13 protein-coding genes and 1 tRNA gene are annotated in these 16779 nt (G+C 71.2%); 9 read left to right on the top strand and 5 right to left on the bottom strand.

Translation table 11 applies throughout. The features are described from left to right. Positions 1-5 precede the first annotated feature (5 nt). Together ychF and VHA73_00080 are read right to left on the bottom strand one after the other, a co-directional pair. Positions 6-1082 (bottom strand): redox-regulated ATPase YchF, encoded by a 1077-nt coding sequence (ychF, locus tag VHA73_00075; protein HVX16403.1) that lies wholly within the window; start codon positions 1080-1082, stop codon positions 6-8. A 76-nt stretch (positions 1083-1158) separates the two neighbouring features. Continuing rightward, a complete protein-coding gene (locus tag VHA73_00080; protein HVX16404.1) occupies positions 1159-1962 on the bottom strand; it encodes a TIGR03084 family metal-binding protein in 804 nt (267 codons plus the stop codon). A gap of 114 nt (positions 1963-2076) precedes the next feature. On the opposite strand from VHA73_00080, the gene VHA73_00085 reads away from it, so the two are divergent. The 4 genes from VHA73_00085 to VHA73_00100 are packed head-to-tail and all read left to right on the top strand — an operon-like array spanning position 2077 to position 8674. Beyond that, positions 2077-3642: a carboxyl transferase domain-containing protein gene (locus VHA73_00085; GenBank protein HVX16405.1), complete on the top strand. Its 1566-nt coding sequence runs from the start codon at positions 2077-2079 to the stop codon at positions 3640-3642. Positions 3643-3647: 5 nt separating this feature from the next. Continuing rightward, a complete protein-coding gene (locus VHA73_00090) occupies positions 3648-5759 on the top strand; it encodes a biotin carboxylase N-terminal domain-containing protein (GenBank protein ID HVX16406.1) in 2112 nt (703 codons plus the stop codon). Beyond that, positions 5756-7543 carry an acyclic terpene utilization AtuA family protein gene (locus VHA73_00095; protein ID HVX16407.1) on the top strand — a complete coding sequence of 596 codons (1788 nt, stop codon included), beginning with the start codon at positions 5756-5758 and terminating at the stop codon, positions 7541-7543. Before VHA73_00090 ends, VHA73_00095 begins: the two co-directional genes overlap by 4 nt. Positions 7544-7570: 27 nt before the next feature. Further along, positions 7571-8674: a PHP domain-containing protein gene (locus VHA73_00100; protein HVX16408.1), complete on the top strand. Its 1104-nt coding sequence runs from the start codon at positions 7571-7573 to the stop codon at positions 8672-8674. Between the two features lie 161 nt (positions 8675-8835). On the opposite strand, the gene VHA73_00105 is transcribed toward VHA73_00100, so the two are convergent. Together VHA73_00105 and VHA73_00110 are read right to left on the bottom strand one after the other, a co-directional pair. Then, on the bottom strand, positions 8836-10599 hold the full coding sequence (locus VHA73_00105; GenBank protein ID HVX16409.1) for a serine/threonine-protein kinase: 1764 nt from the start codon (positions 10597-10599) through the stop codon (positions 8836-8838). A gap of 194 nt (positions 10600-10793) precedes the next feature. After that, entirely contained in the window at positions 10794-12242 is a 1449-nt protein-coding gene (locus tag VHA73_00110) for a hypothetical protein (GenBank protein ID HVX16410.1), read from the bottom strand. An 83-nt stretch (positions 12243-12325) separates the two neighbouring features. Between VHA73_00110 and VHA73_00115 the strand changes: the two genes are divergently transcribed. From VHA73_00115 to VHA73_00135, 5 genes are read left to right on the top strand one after another with little or no spacing between them, the layout of a single operon-like run. After that, the gene (locus VHA73_00115) at positions 12326-12808 is read left to right on the top strand and encodes a GNAT family N-acetyltransferase (GenBank protein HVX16411.1); all 483 of its coding nucleotides are present in this window, start codon (positions 12326-12328) and stop codon (positions 12806-12808) included. Positions 12809-12862: 54 nt separating this feature from the next. Further along, positions 12863-13489, top strand: coding sequence for a PadR family transcriptional regulator (locus tag VHA73_00120; protein HVX16412.1), 627 nt, complete (start codon positions 12863-12865; stop codon positions 13487-13489). Further along, positions 13486-14175, top strand: coding sequence for a phosphotransferase (locus VHA73_00125; protein ID HVX16413.1), 690 nt, complete (start codon positions 13486-13488; stop codon positions 14173-14175). Before VHA73_00120 ends, VHA73_00125 begins: the two co-directional genes overlap by 4 nt. A gap of 40 nt (positions 14176-14215) precedes the next feature. Then, positions 14216-15478: an MFS transporter gene (locus VHA73_00130; protein ID HVX16414.1), complete on the top strand. Its 1263-nt coding sequence runs from the start codon at positions 14216-14218 to the stop codon at positions 15476-15478. 57 nt (positions 15479-15535) lie between these two features. After that, a complete protein-coding gene (locus VHA73_00135; protein ID HVX16415.1) occupies positions 15536-16642 on the top strand; it encodes a PHB depolymerase family esterase in 1107 nt (368 codons plus the stop codon). Here the strand turns inward: VHA73_00135 and VHA73_00140 are convergent. Next, positions 16643-16717, bottom strand: a tRNA-Pro gene (locus VHA73_00140). Positions 16718-16779 lie beyond the last annotated feature (62 nt).

Below are 16779 nucleotides of genomic sequence, written 5' to 3' on the forward strand. Positions count from 1 at the left end.
AGCCCTCACACGTTGAACCGGAACTCGAGCACGTCGCCGTCGGCGACCTCGTAGTCCTTGCCCTCCACCCGGATCCGCCCGGCTTCTCTCGCCTTGTTCCACGAGCCGAGGTCGAGCAGCTCGTCCCAGTGGATCACCTCGGCCCGGATGAACCCGCGCTCGAAGTCGGTGTGGATGCGACCCGCCGCCTCCGGTGCCTTGGCGCCCGCCCGGAAGGTCCACGCCCGGCTCTCCTTGTCGCCCGTGGTGAAGAACGTCCGCAGGCCGAGCAGGTGGTACGCGGTGCGGATGAACCGGGGCAGCGCGCCTTCGCCGAGCCCGTAGCCCTCGAGCAGCTCGGCGCGGTCGTCGCCGGTGAGCTCGGCGGCCTCCGCCTCGAGTTGCACGCACATGCCGAGCACCTCGGCGCGGTCGCCCAACTCGGCGACGACCGGCGCGATCACGTCGTCGATCGACTCGAGCTGGTCCTCGCCGACGTTGACCACTGCCAGCACCGGCTTGTTGGTGAGCAGGAACCACGGCTTCAGCAAGGCGCGCTGCTCGCCGGACAGGTCGCGGCGGTAGATCGGCGTGCCCTCTTCGAGGACGGCCAACGCCGCTTCGGCCGCGGCCACCGAGTCGGCCAGGGAGCGGTCCTGCTTGGCGGCCTTGCGCTGGCGGTCGATGCGCGACTGCACCGACTCGAGATCGGCCAGGGTGAGCTCGATCTCGACCACCCGCAAGTGCTCGAGCGGGTCGGCGGGGCCGGGCACGTCGCCATCGGCAAAGGCGCGCAGCACGAACACGATCGCGTCGGACTCACGGATGCCGGCGAGGAAGCGGTTGCCGAGGCCTTCACCTTTCGACGCACCTTCGACCAGCCCACCGATGTCGACGAACTCGACCGACGCCGGCACGACCTTCTTCGATTTCGACATCTCGGCCAGGCGGTCGAGGCGGTCGTCGATCACCTTGGCGACGCCGACGTTCGGGTCCTTGGTGGCGAAGGCATACGGTGCGGCCAGCGCGCCCCCGCCAGCCAGTGCGTTGTACAGCGACGACTTGCCGGCGTTGGGCAACCCGACGAACCCGAATCGTTCCATAGCGGTCCGAGGCTACCGGCGCCGTTCGGGGGTCAGGGCCGCCCGGCGACCCGATCGGTCGGTCGCGCCGTCGGGTTCAGGCGAACTGCCCGGGGCGGCGACCTTCCCCCGGCGGGCCGGCAAAGGTCTGGCCGATCTCGAGCCACTCGACCGCGAGGGGGCCGTCCGCGACCAGCGCGGTGTCCAGGTGGTGACGCCGGCGGGTCATCACCAGGCAGAAGTCGAGTGCCGGGCCGCTCACCCGATCGGGCAGCGCCGGGTCGCCCCAGGTCCACGTGTCACCGCTGGGCGCGGCCAGCTCCACCCGCACGTCGCCGTCGGGCAGCGCGCGATGGTTGGCGGTATACGCGAAACCGCGAGTCCGCACGGCGAGGTGGGCGATGTGGCGCAGCCGGTCCGTCGGCTCCCGGGTGGCGCCCAGCGGGGCGAGCGCGTCGACCACGTCCTGGCCGTGCGCCCACGTCTCCATGAGCCGGGAGGTCACTTTCGACGTGACGCTCATCGGCGGGCCGTACCACGGCACTTTGGCCTTCGGGTCGAGCGCCGCGAACGACGCTCGGAACGCGCGACGGCCGTCGCGCCACCACGCCAGCAGGTCGGCGACGGCCATGGCGTGCGCCCGGCCCACGGCCGCGGCCATGTAGCCCTCGGGGTCAGCTTGCACCGCCGGAAGCTCCTCGGCCACGAACCGGTCGGGATCCGTGGCGGCAAGCACCGCTTTCTCGTCGAAGAACGCGAGGTGACCGATCTGCGCGGCGACATCCCACCCCGGCGCGGGTGTCGGCCGTGCCCAGCCGTCCGGGTCGAGCGGCGCCACCAGCCCGTCGAGCACGTCGTTCTCGGCGTCGAGATCAGCCAGCAAGTCGGCGAGGTCCGGCATCCGCCGGAGCGTACCGGGGGCGCCCCGGCGCCGCCCCGGCAGTAGCCGGCGCCGGCTCGTTCCATCTCGGGTGAGACCCGGCCGACGGTGAGGCCGGCCGGTAGCCTCGCCCGGGTGCAGCGCCTCGGGACCCGCCTCGACCCCCGGTCCGACACGTTCGCTGCGAACCGCGACGCGATGTTGGCGCTGCTCGACGAGGTGCACGCGGTGGAGGCAACCGTGCTCGAGGGGGGCGGCCCCAAGTATGTGGAGCGCCACCGCGAGCGGGGCAAGTTGCTGGTGCGCGAGCGCATCGAGCTGCTGGTCGACCAGGACTCGCCGCTGCTGGAGCTGTCGACGCTCGCCGGGCACGGCACGTTCGACCCGGTGGGTGGTGGCTGCGTGACGGCCATCGGGCGGGTGTCGGGCGTGGAGTGCGTGATCAGCGCCAACGACCCCACCGTGCGCGGCGGGTCGTCGAGCCCGACCACGGTGCAAAAGACCCTGCGGGCCATGGACATCGCCCGCGAGAACCGCCTGCCGCTGATCAACCTCACCGAGTCGGGCGGCGCCGACCTCCCCCGCCAGCGCGAGATCTTCGTGCCCGGTGGTGCGAGCTTCCGCAACCTCACGCAACTGTCCGCGGCCGGCATCCCGGTGGTCACGTTGGTGTTCGGCTCGTCCACGGCCGGCGGTGCGTACGTGCCCGGCATGAGCGACTACACGGTGCTGCAGCGCAACGCCGCCAAAGTCTTCCTGGGTGGGCCGCCGCTGGTGAAGATGGCCATCGACGAGGACGCCGACGAAGAAGAGCTCGGCGGCGCGGAGATGCACGCGCGCACCTCAGGCCTCGCCGACTACCTCGCCGACGACGAGCCCGACGCCCTGCGCATCGGCCGCGACATCGTGGCCCACCTGAACTGGCGCAAAGCCGGGCCCGGCCCTCGCGCCGGCGCGGCAGGCGACGAGCCCGTGCACGACCCCGAGGAGCTGCTCGGCGTGCCGTCGGCCGACCCGAAGCTGCCGTTCGACGTGCGCGAGGTGATCGCCCGGGTGGTCGACGGTTCGCGTTTCGAGGAGTTCAAGGCGCTGTACGGCACGCAGCTCGTGTGCGGGTGGGCCGAGCTGGCCGGCTTTCCGATCGGCATCTTGGCCAACAACGGCATCTTGTTCAGCGAGGAGTCGGAGAAAGGCGCGCAGTTCATCCAGCTGTGCAACCGCATCGACACCCCGCTGGTGTTCCTGCAGAACATCACCGGGTTCATGGTGGGCACCCGCTACGAGCAGGGCGGGATCATCAAAGACGGCGCCAAGCTCATCAACGCGGTGTCGAACTCCACCGTGCCGCACTTCACGGTCATGGTCGGGGTGAGCTACGGGGCCGGCAACTACGGCATGTCGGGCCGGGCGTACAACCCGCGGTTCGTGTTCACGTGGCCCAACCACCGCATCGCGGTGATGGGCCCCAAGCAGCTCGCCGGGGTGATGAACATCGTGACCAAGGGCCGCAACCCCGACATGGTCGCCGCGCTCGAAGAGCAGGTCGACAACGAGTCGACCGCGCTGTTCGCGACCGGGCAGCTGTGGGACGACGGCATCATCGACCCGCGCGACACCCGCACGGCGCTCGGCATCGCGCTGTCGGCCGCGCACAGCGGGCCAGTGGAGGGCACGTCGAACTTCGGCGTGTTCCGGATGTGAGCGCCATGACCGAGGCGCCGGCGCGCCGACCGATCCGCACCTTGTTGGTGGCGAACCGGGGCGAGATCGCCCTGCGGATCTTCGAGACCGCGCAACAGCTCGGGCTGTCGACGGTGGCGGTGTTCGCCGAAGCCGATCAGTTCGCACCGCACGTGATCACGGCCGACCAGGCAGTGCCACTCGAAGGAGTCACTGCGGCCGAGACGTACCTCGACATCGACAAGATCCTCGCCGCGGCCCATCGCACGGGCGCGGACGCAGTGCACCCCGGCTACGGGTTCCTCGCGGAGAGCGCCGCGTTCGCACGAGCGGTGATCGACGCGGGGCTCACCTGGGTCGGGCCCTCGCCCGAGGCGATCGACGCGATGGGCAACAAAGTGGTGGCGAAGGCCCGCGTGGCGGAAGCGGGCGTGCCGCTGCTGCCGAGCGCCACGATCGACGGCGACGACGCGGCCGCTTGGGCCGCCGCCGCCGAGCAGGTCGGCTTCCCACTGCTGGTGAAAGCGGCCGCGGGCGGCGGCGGCAAAGGCATGACGTTGGTCGCGAACGCGGAGGCGTTGGCCGACGCGATCACGAGCGCCCGCAGAACAGCCGCGTCCGCCTTCGGCGACCCGTCCGTGTTCCTGGAGCGCTACCTCGAACGGCCGCGCCACGTGGAAGTGCAGGTGTTCGGCGACGCCGACGGCACCGTGGTGCACTACTTCACCCGCGACTGCTCAGTGCAGCGCCGCCACCAGAAAGTGGTCGAGGAAGCCCCGGCGCCCGGGCTCTCCGATGCCTTGCGCGACCGGCTGCACACCAGCGCCGTGTCCGCCGCGCGCAGCGTCGACTACCGCGGCGCAGGCACCGTCGAGTTCCTGGTGGCCGGCGACGAGTGCTACTTCCTCGAGATGAACACGCGACTGCAGGTGGAGCACCGGGTCACCGAGCAGATCTGCGGCGTCGACTTGGTGGAGCTGCAGCTGCGCGTGGCCGCGGGTGAGGTGCTCGGGCTCTCCCAGGAATCGATCACCGCCGACGGCCACGCCATCGAAGTGCGGCTGTACGCGGAAGATCCGGCCAACGACTTCATGCCGTCGGTCGGCACCATCGACCGGTTCGACCTGGCTCCCGGCGAGGCCGCGGGGGTGCGGTGCGACTCGGGGGTGCGCAGCGGCGACGACGTGTCGCCCCACTTCGACCCGATGCTGGCGAAGGTGGTTGTGCACGCCCCCACCCGCACCGCCGCGGCGGGGCGCCTCGCACGGGCGCTCCGTGCCATGCGATTGCACGGGCTCATCACCAACCGCGACTCGCTGGTGGCCGTGCTCGAGCACGAGGCGTTCGCGGCGGGACACGCGCACACCGGGTTCTTCGACGATCACCCGGACACGCTCACCGCAGCGCCGCCGGCCGAGGTGGTGCAGCGCCACGCGATCGCGGCGGCCCTGGCGCTGCGCGCCCGCCGCGACGCCGCGACCACGAGCGCGGGCCTCCCGAAAGTGGCGCGGGCGGGCTGGCGCAACGTCGGCGCCGCACCGGCGCGCCAGGCCTTCGCCGTGGCCGGCTCGCCCGATGAGGTGTTGGAGGTGGTGTACGGGCCGCCACCCCGCTCGGGCGCCCGGATGCCCGTGGCAGTGACCCGCGACGGCAACGAGGTGGCTGCGGGCAGCGCCGAGGGTGTGTGGGTGAACGGCGACCGCGTCGAGATGGAGGTCGACGGCCTCCGCGTGAACGCCGACGTCAACGTGGTCGGCGACCTCGACGACCCCGGAGGCTGCCGGGTGTGGGTGAACGACCGCCGCTGGCAGACCGAGCTGCGCACCGTGCCACGCTTCGCCACGAGCAGCGGCGACGCGTCGGCGCACGGGCCTTCGGCGCCGGTGCCGGGCACGGTGGTGGCGGTCGAGGTGACCGTGGGCGACACGGTGCTGGCCGGCCAGACCCTCGTGGTGATGGAGGCGATGAAGATGGAGCACCGCCTGACGGCAGACATCGACGGTGCCGTGATCGACGTGCTGGTCGCGCCCGGCGACCAGGTCGACGCCCGCCAAGTGCTCGTCGTGCTCGAAGCTGGGCCGAAATCCGACCGATCCGGTGGGATCGCGGCCCAGCGGCAGGAGGAGCGGCAGCGGTGACCGCCTCGGGCCCGCCCGACGAACCGCTGCGCATCGCGAACTGCTCGGGGTTCTTCGGCGATCGCCTGGCCGCCGCCCGCGAGCAGGTGGAAGGCGGGCCGATCGACGTGCTCACCGGCGACTGGCTCGCCGAGCTCACCATGTTGATCCTTGCGGGCCAGCGGGTGAAACGCCCCGAGGCCGGCTACGCCCGCACGTTCGTGACGCAGATGGACCAGGTGCTCGCCACGTGCCTCGTGCGCGGCATCAAAGTCGTGGCGAACGCGGGCGGGCTGAACCCGACCGGATGCGCCGCCGCGGTCCGGGCGGTGGCGGAAGCGCAAGGGCTGTCACCGCGGATCGCGCATGTCGAGGGCGACGACCTCCTGCCCCGCCTCCCCGAACTCACCGCTGCCGGAGAGCGGTTCGCCAACCTCGACACCGGTGAGTCGCTCGTCGACGCCGGTGTCACCCCGATCACCGCGAACGCGTACCTCGGCGGGTTCGGCATCAAAGCCGCCCTCGACGCCGGCGCCGACGTGGTGATCACCGGTCGCGTCACCGACGCGGCCCTCGTGGTCGGGCCGGCGGCATGGCGCTTCGGGTGGTCGCCCGAGGACCTCGACGCCCTCGCCGGAGCGGTGGTGGCCGGCCACGTGATCGAGTGCGGCGCGCAGGCCACGGGCGGCAACTACTCGTTCTTCCGCGAGGTGCCGGACCTAGAGCACCCGGGCTTCCCGATCGCCGAGGTCCACGCCGACGGGTCGTCGGTGATCACCAAGCACCCCGGCACCGGCGGGCTCGTCTCGATCGGCACGGTGACGGCGCAGCTGCTGTACGAGATCGCGGGGCCCGAGTACGCCAACCCCGACGTGGTCGCACGGTTCGACACGATCCAGCTCGCCGACGACGGTCCCGACCGCGTGGCGATCACCGGCGTGCGCGGCGACACGCGCCCCGACCGCGCCAAAGTGGCGATCAACTATGCCGGCGGGTTCCGCAACGCGATGACGTTCGTGCTCACCGGCCTCGACATCGAGGCCAAGGCAGAGCTCGCCGAGCGCACGCTGTGGAAGCACGTTCCCGGGGGCCGCGAGGCGTTCGACGAGGTCGATGATCAGCTCGTGCGCCACGACGTTGCCGACCCACCCACGAACGACCAGGCCCTGGCCGAGCTGCGCGTGACCGTGAAGGACCGGGACCAGGCCAAGGTCGGTCGGGCCTTCTCGAACCCCGCGATCGAGATGGCGCTCGCCAGTTACCCCGGCTTCTTCATGACCAGCCCACCCACGGGCGCGAAGCCGTTCGGCGTGTACTGGCCGGCGCTGGTCGACGGCAGCAACATCACCCAGCATGTTTGGCTCGACGGCGAGATGGTCGGCGACGTCTCCTGGCACCCCGCCACCGACAACGCGTCGCCAGATCTCGGCCTGACGACCGCACCGACCGCCCCTGCAGTGCCGTCCGCCCTCACCACCCGCGCACCGCTCGGGACCGTCGTGGGCGCGCGCTCGGGCGACAAGGGCGGCAACGCCAACGTCGGTCTGTGGGCGCGCACCGACGCCGCGTTCGCCTGGCTCGACGGGTACGTCACCGTCGACCGCTTCCGCGAGCTGCTGCCCGAAGCTGCCGACCTACCCGTCGAACGCCACTCGCTGCCCAACCTGCGTGCGGTGAACTTCGTGGTGCACGGCCTGCTCGGCCGCGGCGTCGCCGACTCCACCCGCACGGACGCACAGGCGAAGGGTCTCGGCGAGTACTTGCGCGCCCGCCTGGTCGACGTCCCCACCGCCCTGCTCTCCTGACGAGCCGCCGGGGCTACCGTCGCGGAGATGGCCACTGCCGCCGACGCCCCGACCGAGCCGTACGCCGACGAGCCGGTGGCCGCGCTGGAACGAGTGGCCTACCTGCTCGATCGCGGTCTGGCGCCGGGTCGCAAGGCGCAAGCGTTCGTGAAGGCCGCCGAGACGGTGCGCGAGGTCGGGTCCGACGAGATCCGCCGCCTGCACCAGCGCAACCGCCTCACCGACCTGCCGGGCATCGGGAAGTCGACCGCCCAAGTGATCGTCGAGTCGCTCGACGGTCACACACCGCAGCGGATCACCGAGCTCGAAGCCGCGACCGTGGTGGACCGCGGCGACGCCGCCGCCAGCGCGCTGCGCGACGCGCTGAAGGGCGACTGCCACACGCACTCCACTTGGTCCGATGGCGGCGCATCGATCCGCACCATGGCCGAGGCCGCACAAGCGCTGGGTCACGAGTACCTCGTGGTCACCGACCACTCCCCCCGGCTCACCATCGCCCACGGCCTCAACCGCGAGCGGCTCCGCGCACAGCTCGAGGAGATCGACCAGCTCCGCGAAGAGCTGGCGCCGTTCCGGATCCTCACCGGCATCGAGGTCGACATCCTCGCCGACGGCTCTCTCGACCAAGATGCCGATTTGCTCGCCGAGCTCGACGTGGTGGTCGCCAGCGTGCACTCCAAGCTGTCGATGGAGCACCGGGCGATGACCGAGCGGATGGTGCAGGCGGTGGCCGACCCCAACGTCGACATCCTGGGCCACTGCACCGGTCGCAAGATGCCGCACGGCTCACGGCCCGGTCCGCTCGACGAAGGCGAGCCGGGCAAAGGCGGCCGGGCCCAGGCCACGTTCGACGCCGAGCTCGTGTTCGCCGCGTGCGCCCGCTTCGGCACCGCCGTCGAGATCAACTGCCGCCCCGAGCGCCAGGACCCGCCCGAAGAGCTGCTGCAGCTCGCGCTCGAATGGGACTGCTTGTTGAGCATCGACACCGACGCGCACGCGCCGGGCCAGCTCGAATGGCAACCTCTGGGATGCCAGAAGGCGGCCGCCGCAGGCGTGGAAGCCGAGCGGATCGTGAACACGATGGGCGCCGACGACCTCGTCGCTTGGACCGCCACCCACCCGACCTTCTAACCTCGATCCGCTATGTCGAAGCGGACCTTGAAGAAGAAGATCAACGCGCGCCGCAAGAAGGCCAACCACGGCCGCAAGCCCAACGCGGGCAAACGCGGCAGCTGATCACACCGGCCTCCGGGCCAGGGATGTGATCGGCCGGGTCTGTTCCGGTCGGGCGCTCAGCGGCCGAACGGCCAGACCTCAGGGCTGAGCCACAGCCCGAACGCGGTGACTCCGATCGCCACGATCCACAGGACCCAGCCCGCTTGGAGCAGCTTGCCGCGCTGATCCACGAAGCGGCCCGCGGCACGATCGACGCCGAGCCCTGACTGGAACGTCGGACCACCCTTCGCGCACGCCCACAGCAGCAGGCACCCCGCCAGGGCGCCGCCCACCCGAACGAGCACGTCGTGCAACGTCGACCAGCGCGGGCTGTCGGTGAGCACGCCTGCCACGATCGTGACGCCCGCCATCGCCAGGCCCGGCACCGCCCAGCCGAGCGCGACGCCCAAGTTGCGGACGGCACGCAGCGGTGCCACCGTCGAGTGCGGCCACTGGTGCCAGCGCCGCGAGGCCTGCCCGGTGCGCAGGCGATGGTCGTGCACCACCAAGTCGCCGAGCGTGGCGAGCAACGGCAGCGCCACCAGCGCCAACAGGCCGCTCACCGGCACGACCGACGCCGACGAGAGCGCCACCGCGGCCACGGCGACGGGCAGCGTGACCTTCCACCGCCCCGGCACCCCCCACCCCGCCACCGGCGCCGCCGCGACCGGGGGCGCGCCTGGTTGCCCCGCCATGGGAGGACCGACGGCGACGGGCGGGGCGACGGCGACGGGCGGGACCAGCACGGGTGCCGGCGGCGGGGGCGCAGACTGGTTCAGCGCCGGAGCCGGCGGAGGTACGTGCGCGTCGCGCACGGGCGCTGCCTCGGTGTGGCCGTCGACCACACCCGCCGGACCTGCGAGCTCGGTTCGGGCATCGCCCGGCTCCGGCACGGCGACCCCGAGGCGGCGGACGAACGCACGCATCGACTGAGGTCGGTGGCGCGGGTCGAGCTCGAGCCCGTCGAGCACCGCGTCGCTCACGTCTTTCGACAGGTCGGGACGCAGCTCGCGAGGAGCGGCGAGCCGTCGACCTTGCTGGCGGTCGAGCGCGGAAGTCGGCGCCGTCCCAGTGAGCAGCCGGTACAGGGTGGCGGCCAGCCCGTACACGTCGGACGACACGTCGAGCGCGGCCGCTTCCGCGTACTGCTCGGGCGGCGAGTAGCCAGGCGTCACCATGCGCGTGAGCGGCCCGGTGGTCGACCCGTCGTAACGGCGGGCGATCCCGAAGTCGATCACCACCACCCGGCCCGTTGGCGTCAGCACGATGTTCGACGGGTTCACGTCGCGATGCAGCACACCGGCGTCGTGGACGGCTTCGAGCGCGGGCGCCACGCGCGCCGCCACGCTCACGGCCTGCGCCTCGGGCATCGGGCCGTGCTCGCGGAGCAGGTCGGCGAGCGTCCGCCCCTCGATCAGCTCCATCACCAGGTACGCGGTGTTGTGCGCCTCGAACACCTCGTACGCCCGCACGATGCCCGGGTGGTCGAAGCGCGCCAGCACCTGCGCTTCGCCGAGGAACCGGCCTTTTGCGTCGCGGAACGCGGCGCGGGCCTCAGGTGCGGCGAGCGCCATGGTGCCGTGGCGCACCACCGACTCGGGGAACAGTTCCTTGATCGCGACCCGCCGGTGCAGGCGCGCGTCGTCGGCCTCGTACGTGATGCCGAAGCCGCCCCGCCCGAGCACGCGCAGCAACCGGTAGCGCCCCTCGCGCAGCAGCGTGCCCACGGGAAGCTCGGCCGCGACCGCCAGCGGACCACCGCAATGGATGCACGTGAGCCACGACTCTTGGACCGGCGCGTGGCACGAGGGGCATCGCTCGTCCGCGCCGGCCTCGGTCACGACAGGTCCGACTGGTCGCACAGGACGTAGAGGCTACGGCGCGAAGGAAGAAGGACACCCGCAACGAGGACGTCACGCTGGCTTCAGCCACGTCCTCGGGTGGCGGCAGGTTCAGGGATCGTGGCGTTCTGGACGGTGGTGCGGGTGGTGGCCGCGGGCGCCGTCGCCGTGGTGCGCGGGGCGCGGCGGCGACGTCAGTCGACCGGTGCGATGCCGGTGTCGTCGGACCCCTCGCCCGCCGGTTGATCGGCCGCGCCGGAGTCGGCCGGCGCGGCGGCGACCGGCCTGGGCGCGTCGTGGGTGTAGGAGTGATCCGACAAGGGCGGGTCGTCGGACACCTCCTCGCCCGACCCGGCCGTCGTCGCCGGGTCGCCGGTCGCGTCTCGTGGCGACGGCGGCAACAGCAGCACTTTCGATCGGTCCGCCACCGGCGGGTCGGCGTCGGGACTCGGGCCGGGGTCCGCTTCGGTCTCTGGAGCTGGCGCGGGGGCGGCAGCGACCTCGTCCTCGGCAGCCGCCTCGGGCTCGGATTCTGGCAGCAGTTCGGGTTCGGCCAGAGGCTCGGGTTCCGGCAAAGGCTCCGGCTCCGCGTCGTCGAGCGACGCAACGACCGGCGTCCACGCCACCTCGCCTCCAGGTGGTGCGCCGAGGTCGCCGGACCCCGAGGGGCCGAACAGCTTGTCGAGGCGGGCCTTGCGCTCCTCCCGGCGGCGGGCCTTCGACCGGCGCCACCCCGCGACGGCCGCGGCCAGGAATCCCACCAGCAGCACCGCGCCGACGACGATGCCGATCAGCCAGCCCTTCGAGGACGACCCCGACCCACTCGACGAGGCGGTCGTGGTCGGCGACCCGGTCGTGGCGGATGCGGTGGTCGGCGGAGCGGTGGTGGTGGGCGCGGTGGAGCGCGAGTACGGCGTGGTGCCGAGCACCGATTGGGCCAATAGCGTGGCCATGGCCTTTGCCGACGCCGGCAACAGATGCAGGCCGTCGCCGGCCAGCTCGGCGGGCGCCAGCGTGTTGGCGAACGCGTTCCAGTCGATCACCTTGGTGTTGGGGTACTGGCCCGCGACCTCGTCGAGTGCGAGGTTCGACGCCGTGTACTCCTTGGCGTACCGACCCCGCTCGTGGACCGTGGTCCAAAACACGTGCGGCACGGCCTTCAGCTCGTCGAGGACCGTCTTGACCCGGCCTTTGAACACTTCGGGTGAGCCGGCATCGTTCGTGCCGAGCGACACGATCACGGTGTCGAACTGGGCGGGGTTGCGCGACAAGATCACGCCGGCGCCGCCCACGGTGCTGCGGCTCTCCTCGGCGTCGAACGTGACCGCGTAGCCAGGCAGCGCAGCCTGCAGCGTGGGCAACTGCCCGTAGACCTCGACGCCCTTGATGACCGAGTCGCCGACGATCAGCAGCTTCTTCGGGGTGCCCGGCGCCGTGGTCGACGCAGCTGCTCCGGTGGTGGTCGTCGCTGCGGTGGTCGGGGTGGTCGTGGTCGACCTGCTCGACGGCGGGGTCTGCCCCGGCACCGCGCGCGCGGCCGCGACGGGCGCGGCGAGAGCGGAGACCACGAGCGTCCACGCGACGACACCGATGAGCGCTGCCCCGCCGACCACCCGTGCGCAGAAGTCACGGACCTTGTGCATGGTCACACCAGATTCGTCGCTCGGCGCACCCGAGACGCGGACCCACCCGTTGGAGGACCGCGCCGGCGACGTAGCGTCAGGGCGTGCCCACCGCCGTGGTGTTCGAACCGGCCCCCGCCGACCAGTCGCCTGCCACCGACCTGCTCGACGCGATGCGGGGCGAGATGGCCGAGCTGTACGACGGCCTCGACATCGACGACGCATCGATGCCGAGCGCTGGACCCGCCGACTTCACGCCACCGCGCGGCACCCTGCTCGTCGGTCGGCGCGGCGGCGTTGCCATCTGCGTCGACGGCCTGAAGGACCTCGGGGACGGCACGTGTGAGATCAAACGCATGTTCGTGGTGCCTGCGGCCCGTCGCCAAGGCGTCGCAGCCCAGCTCCTCGCCGCGCTCGAAGCACTCGCTCGCGAACTCGGGTTCCGGGCCACCCGTCTCGACACCGGGCCCCGGCAACCGCACGCCATCGCCCTGTACGAGGCCGCCGGCTACCGCCGCATCCACAACTTCAACGACAACCCCATCGCCACGTTCCATGGCGAGAAGGACCTCGGCCCTCCCACCTGAAGGGCACCGTCCGACGCCGTTGACCTAGTCCAGTCTGGACTATATAGTGACGTGATGGTCGGCCCGCGGCTGTCGACGCCGTCGTATGTGGTGATGGGTCTGCTGTCGATCGCACCCATGTCGGGCTACGACGTGTTCCAAGCCGTCGAACGGTCCGTGGGACTGTTCTGGCCGATCTCGAAGAGCCAGGTGTACGCCGAGATGTCCCGACTCGAGCCGCTCGGGTTGATCGACGGTCAGACGGTGAGCCAGGAGCGGCTCCCCGACAAGCGGGTCTTCCGGTTGACCAATGAGGGTGAGCAAGCGCTCGACGCCTGGCTCGAGCGCGCACCGGCCGACGAGGTGCAGCTCAAGATCCCGTTCCTGCTCAAGACCTTCCTCGGTCATCGCCGGGCTCCTGCGGCCACCGCTGGGCTGCTCGACGAAGTCGCCGAGCAAGCGGCCGAGGATGCAGACCGCTACCGCGCCTTCTACGAGCTGCTCGCCTCAATCCCCGACGCGAGCTACGCCCGGATGGCGGCGCTCTTCGGGCTCCGCCTCGCCGAGGCCATCGCTGGCTGGGCGACAGAAGCGCGTGCGCTCGTGCCGGAGCAGCAGTTCAGGATCGATCCCCGTCGCGAACACCCTCGCAACGCAGACGCAATGTTCAAAGCAGCGCCGCGCCTTGGGCGGGAGCGGTGACGACATCGTCCGCGCCAGGGCGGCTCATCGGGAGCGGGCGATGGAGCGACACCTTCGACATCGGGGGCGGCCGGGTGCTTCGGCGTTACCGCGACGCCCGGATCGAGGTCGACACCGAAGTGCGAGTGATGAGGCTCGCGAAGTCAAACGGCGTCCCGGTGCCGCAAGTGTTCGAGGCGAGCGGCCCCGACATCGTGATGGAGCACGTGACGGGACCCACCATGCTCGACGCGCTCATCACCAAGCCCTGGACACTGCGCCGCCACGCCGCCGTGCTCGCAGAGCTGCACCATCTGGTCCACGCCGTACCCGGACCCGAATGGCTCACGTGCCCATCGGGCGAGGGCGACACGTTGCTGCACACCGATCTGCACCCCGGCAACGTCATCCTCGGCCCGTCCGGGCCGGTGCTGATCGACTGGCAAGGTGCCCGCCGTGGTCCGCCAGGTCTCGACGAAGCGCTCACCTGGGTGCTGATCACGTTCTCGCAGGTACCCGGCGGAGCACTCGATCGCGTGGTTGGCCGGCTCGGCCAGCGGCTGGTCGCGGGCCAGTACCGACGCGCGCTGGGAGGGATCGACGGCGTCTGGATCGGGCGAGCCTTGGCGCATCGCCTCGACGATCCCAGCCTGCTGCCCAACGAGGCGCGCCGTCTCCGCCGACGAGTCCCCGAGCGGCAGGGTTAGGTCCACGTTGGCCCGTCACCCAGATCCCTTGGGCACGGAGGTGAGCGATGTCCCTCCCACCGCCGAACCGCCGGGCGCGGGGCTGATCGGCTCGCGGCACCTGCTCGATCCCACCCACTGGCGCCTGCTGCTCGTGCTCGGTGTGGCCATGTTCTTCGAGGGCTACGACTTCACCATCATCACCGTGGCGCTGAAGCCTCTGCGCGACACGTTCGGCATCAGCCAGTCGACGGCGGCCCTCTGGATCGCCGTCATCTACCTCGGCGCGCTACCCGCGGTAATCGGTGCCCGCTGGGCCGACCGTCACGGACGCCGGCGCACGTTGCTCGTCGCGATGGTCGGCTACACGGTGATGACCACCGCCACTGCTGCCGCACCCGATCTCGGGACGTTTGTCGCGCTGCAGTGCGCGGCTCGCTTCTTCCTGGTCCTCCAAGTCGCACTGGTCTGGACGGTCGTCGCCGAAGCCCTGCCCGCTGGTGCGCGCGGCTTCGGGTTCGGGTGGCTCGCGATGTCCTCTGCGCTCGGCACTGGTGCTGCTGCCATCGTCAACGGCACCCTGCTCAGCCCGTTGGACCTCTCCTGGCGCTGGCTGTACCTCGGCGCGCTACCGATGGTGCTCGTGGTCACGCGCCTGAGGCGGTCCCTCGTCGAGACCGAGCGGTACCGCTCGGTCGTGAGCAGCGGCCTCCACGTCACCGCCTGGCGCCGGCTACTCCGCCCACCTCATCGCCAACGCCTCCTCCTCGTCTGCGCCGTCGCACTGCTGATGAACCTGACCGCGCAGGCGACCGTCTACGTCGTCGACTTCATGCAGTCCCAACGGCACCTCAGCGGCTCGCAGGCGAGCCTGACCTTGGTGGCGTCCGGGGCGCTCGCCCTGCCGATCCTCCTGCTCGCCGGTGCCGCGAGCGACGTGCTGGGGCGCAAGCCGGTGCTGTGCGCCTTCGTGGCGATCGGTGTCATCGGGTTGTACTGCTTCTTCCATGTGGCCCGGGGGGAATTGGAGCTGTTCGCGTCATTGGCGCTGGTCTACGCCGGGTCGTTCGGCGCGTGGCCCACTGGTACCGGGTTCGGCGCCGAGTTGTTCGCCACCGAGATGCGGTCTTTCGGCAACTCGTTCGCGAACGGTGCCCGCTATGTCGGCCAGTCGCTCAGCTTCGTGCTGGCCGGCGGCCTGCTGGCTGGCGCAGGAAGCCTCCCGACCGTGGTGCTCCTGCTCTCGCTGGGTCCCGTGTTGGCCGCGGCCATGATCGCCGTGTCATTTCCCGAGACGGCCGGCATGGAGCTCGAAGCGATCTAGGCAGCCGACTCCGCCACGCGGGCAGGACGCGGCGCGGCGGGGGGCGAAGATGGCGGCGTGCTGGGAGACAAGCGACATGCAGGGCGGATCATCGGGCTGGCGGCAGCAGCGATGCTGGCGGTGGCGTGCATGGCGGTGGGACCGGCCAGCGCCGGAGCTGCACCCGCGGCGCACGCGGGCGCGAGCGCGCACACCTCCGGTGCCGCAGCAGACCCGGGTCGGACCATCGCGGGCCGGTACAAGTTCCACCACCGCACCTACCGGTTCATCGAGTACGTACCGCGCTCGCTGCGGCCCGGCCGGCGCGTGCCGCTCGTCGTGATGGTCCACGGCGCCCAGACGACGGCGGAGCAGGAGATCCACGCGACCGGGTTCAACCGGATCGCCGAGCGTGAGGGCTTCGTGGTGTTGTACCCCGACGTCGACGACGTCGGCCGAATCGCCCCCGGACCGATCAACCAGTCCTGGTTGTTCTACGACCCCCTGACGTACTTCCGTGGCTACGGGGACGCAGCAGCGATCGCGTCCCTGACCCGCGACACCATGACGCGGGCGCCGATCGACCCCCGCCGCGTGTACGTGGTGGGGGTGTCGGCCGGCGGGCTGATGCAATCCGCGCTGACCGCGTCGTACCCCGACTTGTACACCGCCGCGGTCAACGTCGAGTCCGCCGGTTACATGGACGCGTTCTGCTTCACGACAGGTACTGGCCTCCCCGTCGAGCTCAGCGCGCAGCTCGCCTTTGCCGAGATGGGGCCGCGTGCCCGAGTCGTCCCCACCATGGTGATCACGTCAGACGCCGACCTGGCGTTTCCGCACCAGTGCGGAGAGAAGGCGTTGGAGCAAGCGTTGCGGACCGGCGACTTGGCGCTGAGCGGCCATCAGAACGCGCCGCTCGCCCTGACCCCAGCCAGCATCAGCCACCAAAGGGAGCCGGGCGGCTACCGCTACGACGTCAGCACGTACCGCGGCCCCGGCGGTTGCCTGGTGGCCGAGAAATGGCTGATCCACGGCATGCCGCACAAGTGGCCCGGCGGACCGACGGACGACACCAAGTGGGCTGGCTACGCCGACCGGAAGGCGCCGAACGGCGCGCAAGGCGCGTGGGACTTCGTCCGGCAGTTCACGATGCCGACCACGCGTCTCCCGGCGGCCTGCTCGTAGTCGGGCTGGGGAGATTCGAACTCCCGACCTCCTGCTCCCAAAGCAGGCGCGCTAACCAAGCTGCGCTACAGCCCGTGACGGACCGACATCGTACGGCCCGCGCGACCTGGCCTGGCACGAATGCCTCGAGCGGGACG

The sequence above is a fragment of the Acidimicrobiales bacterium genome (assembly GCA_035547835.1).
In the GTDB taxonomy this organism is placed as follows: Bacteria; Actinomycetota; Acidimicrobiia; order Acidimicrobiales; family Iamiaceae; genus DASZTW01.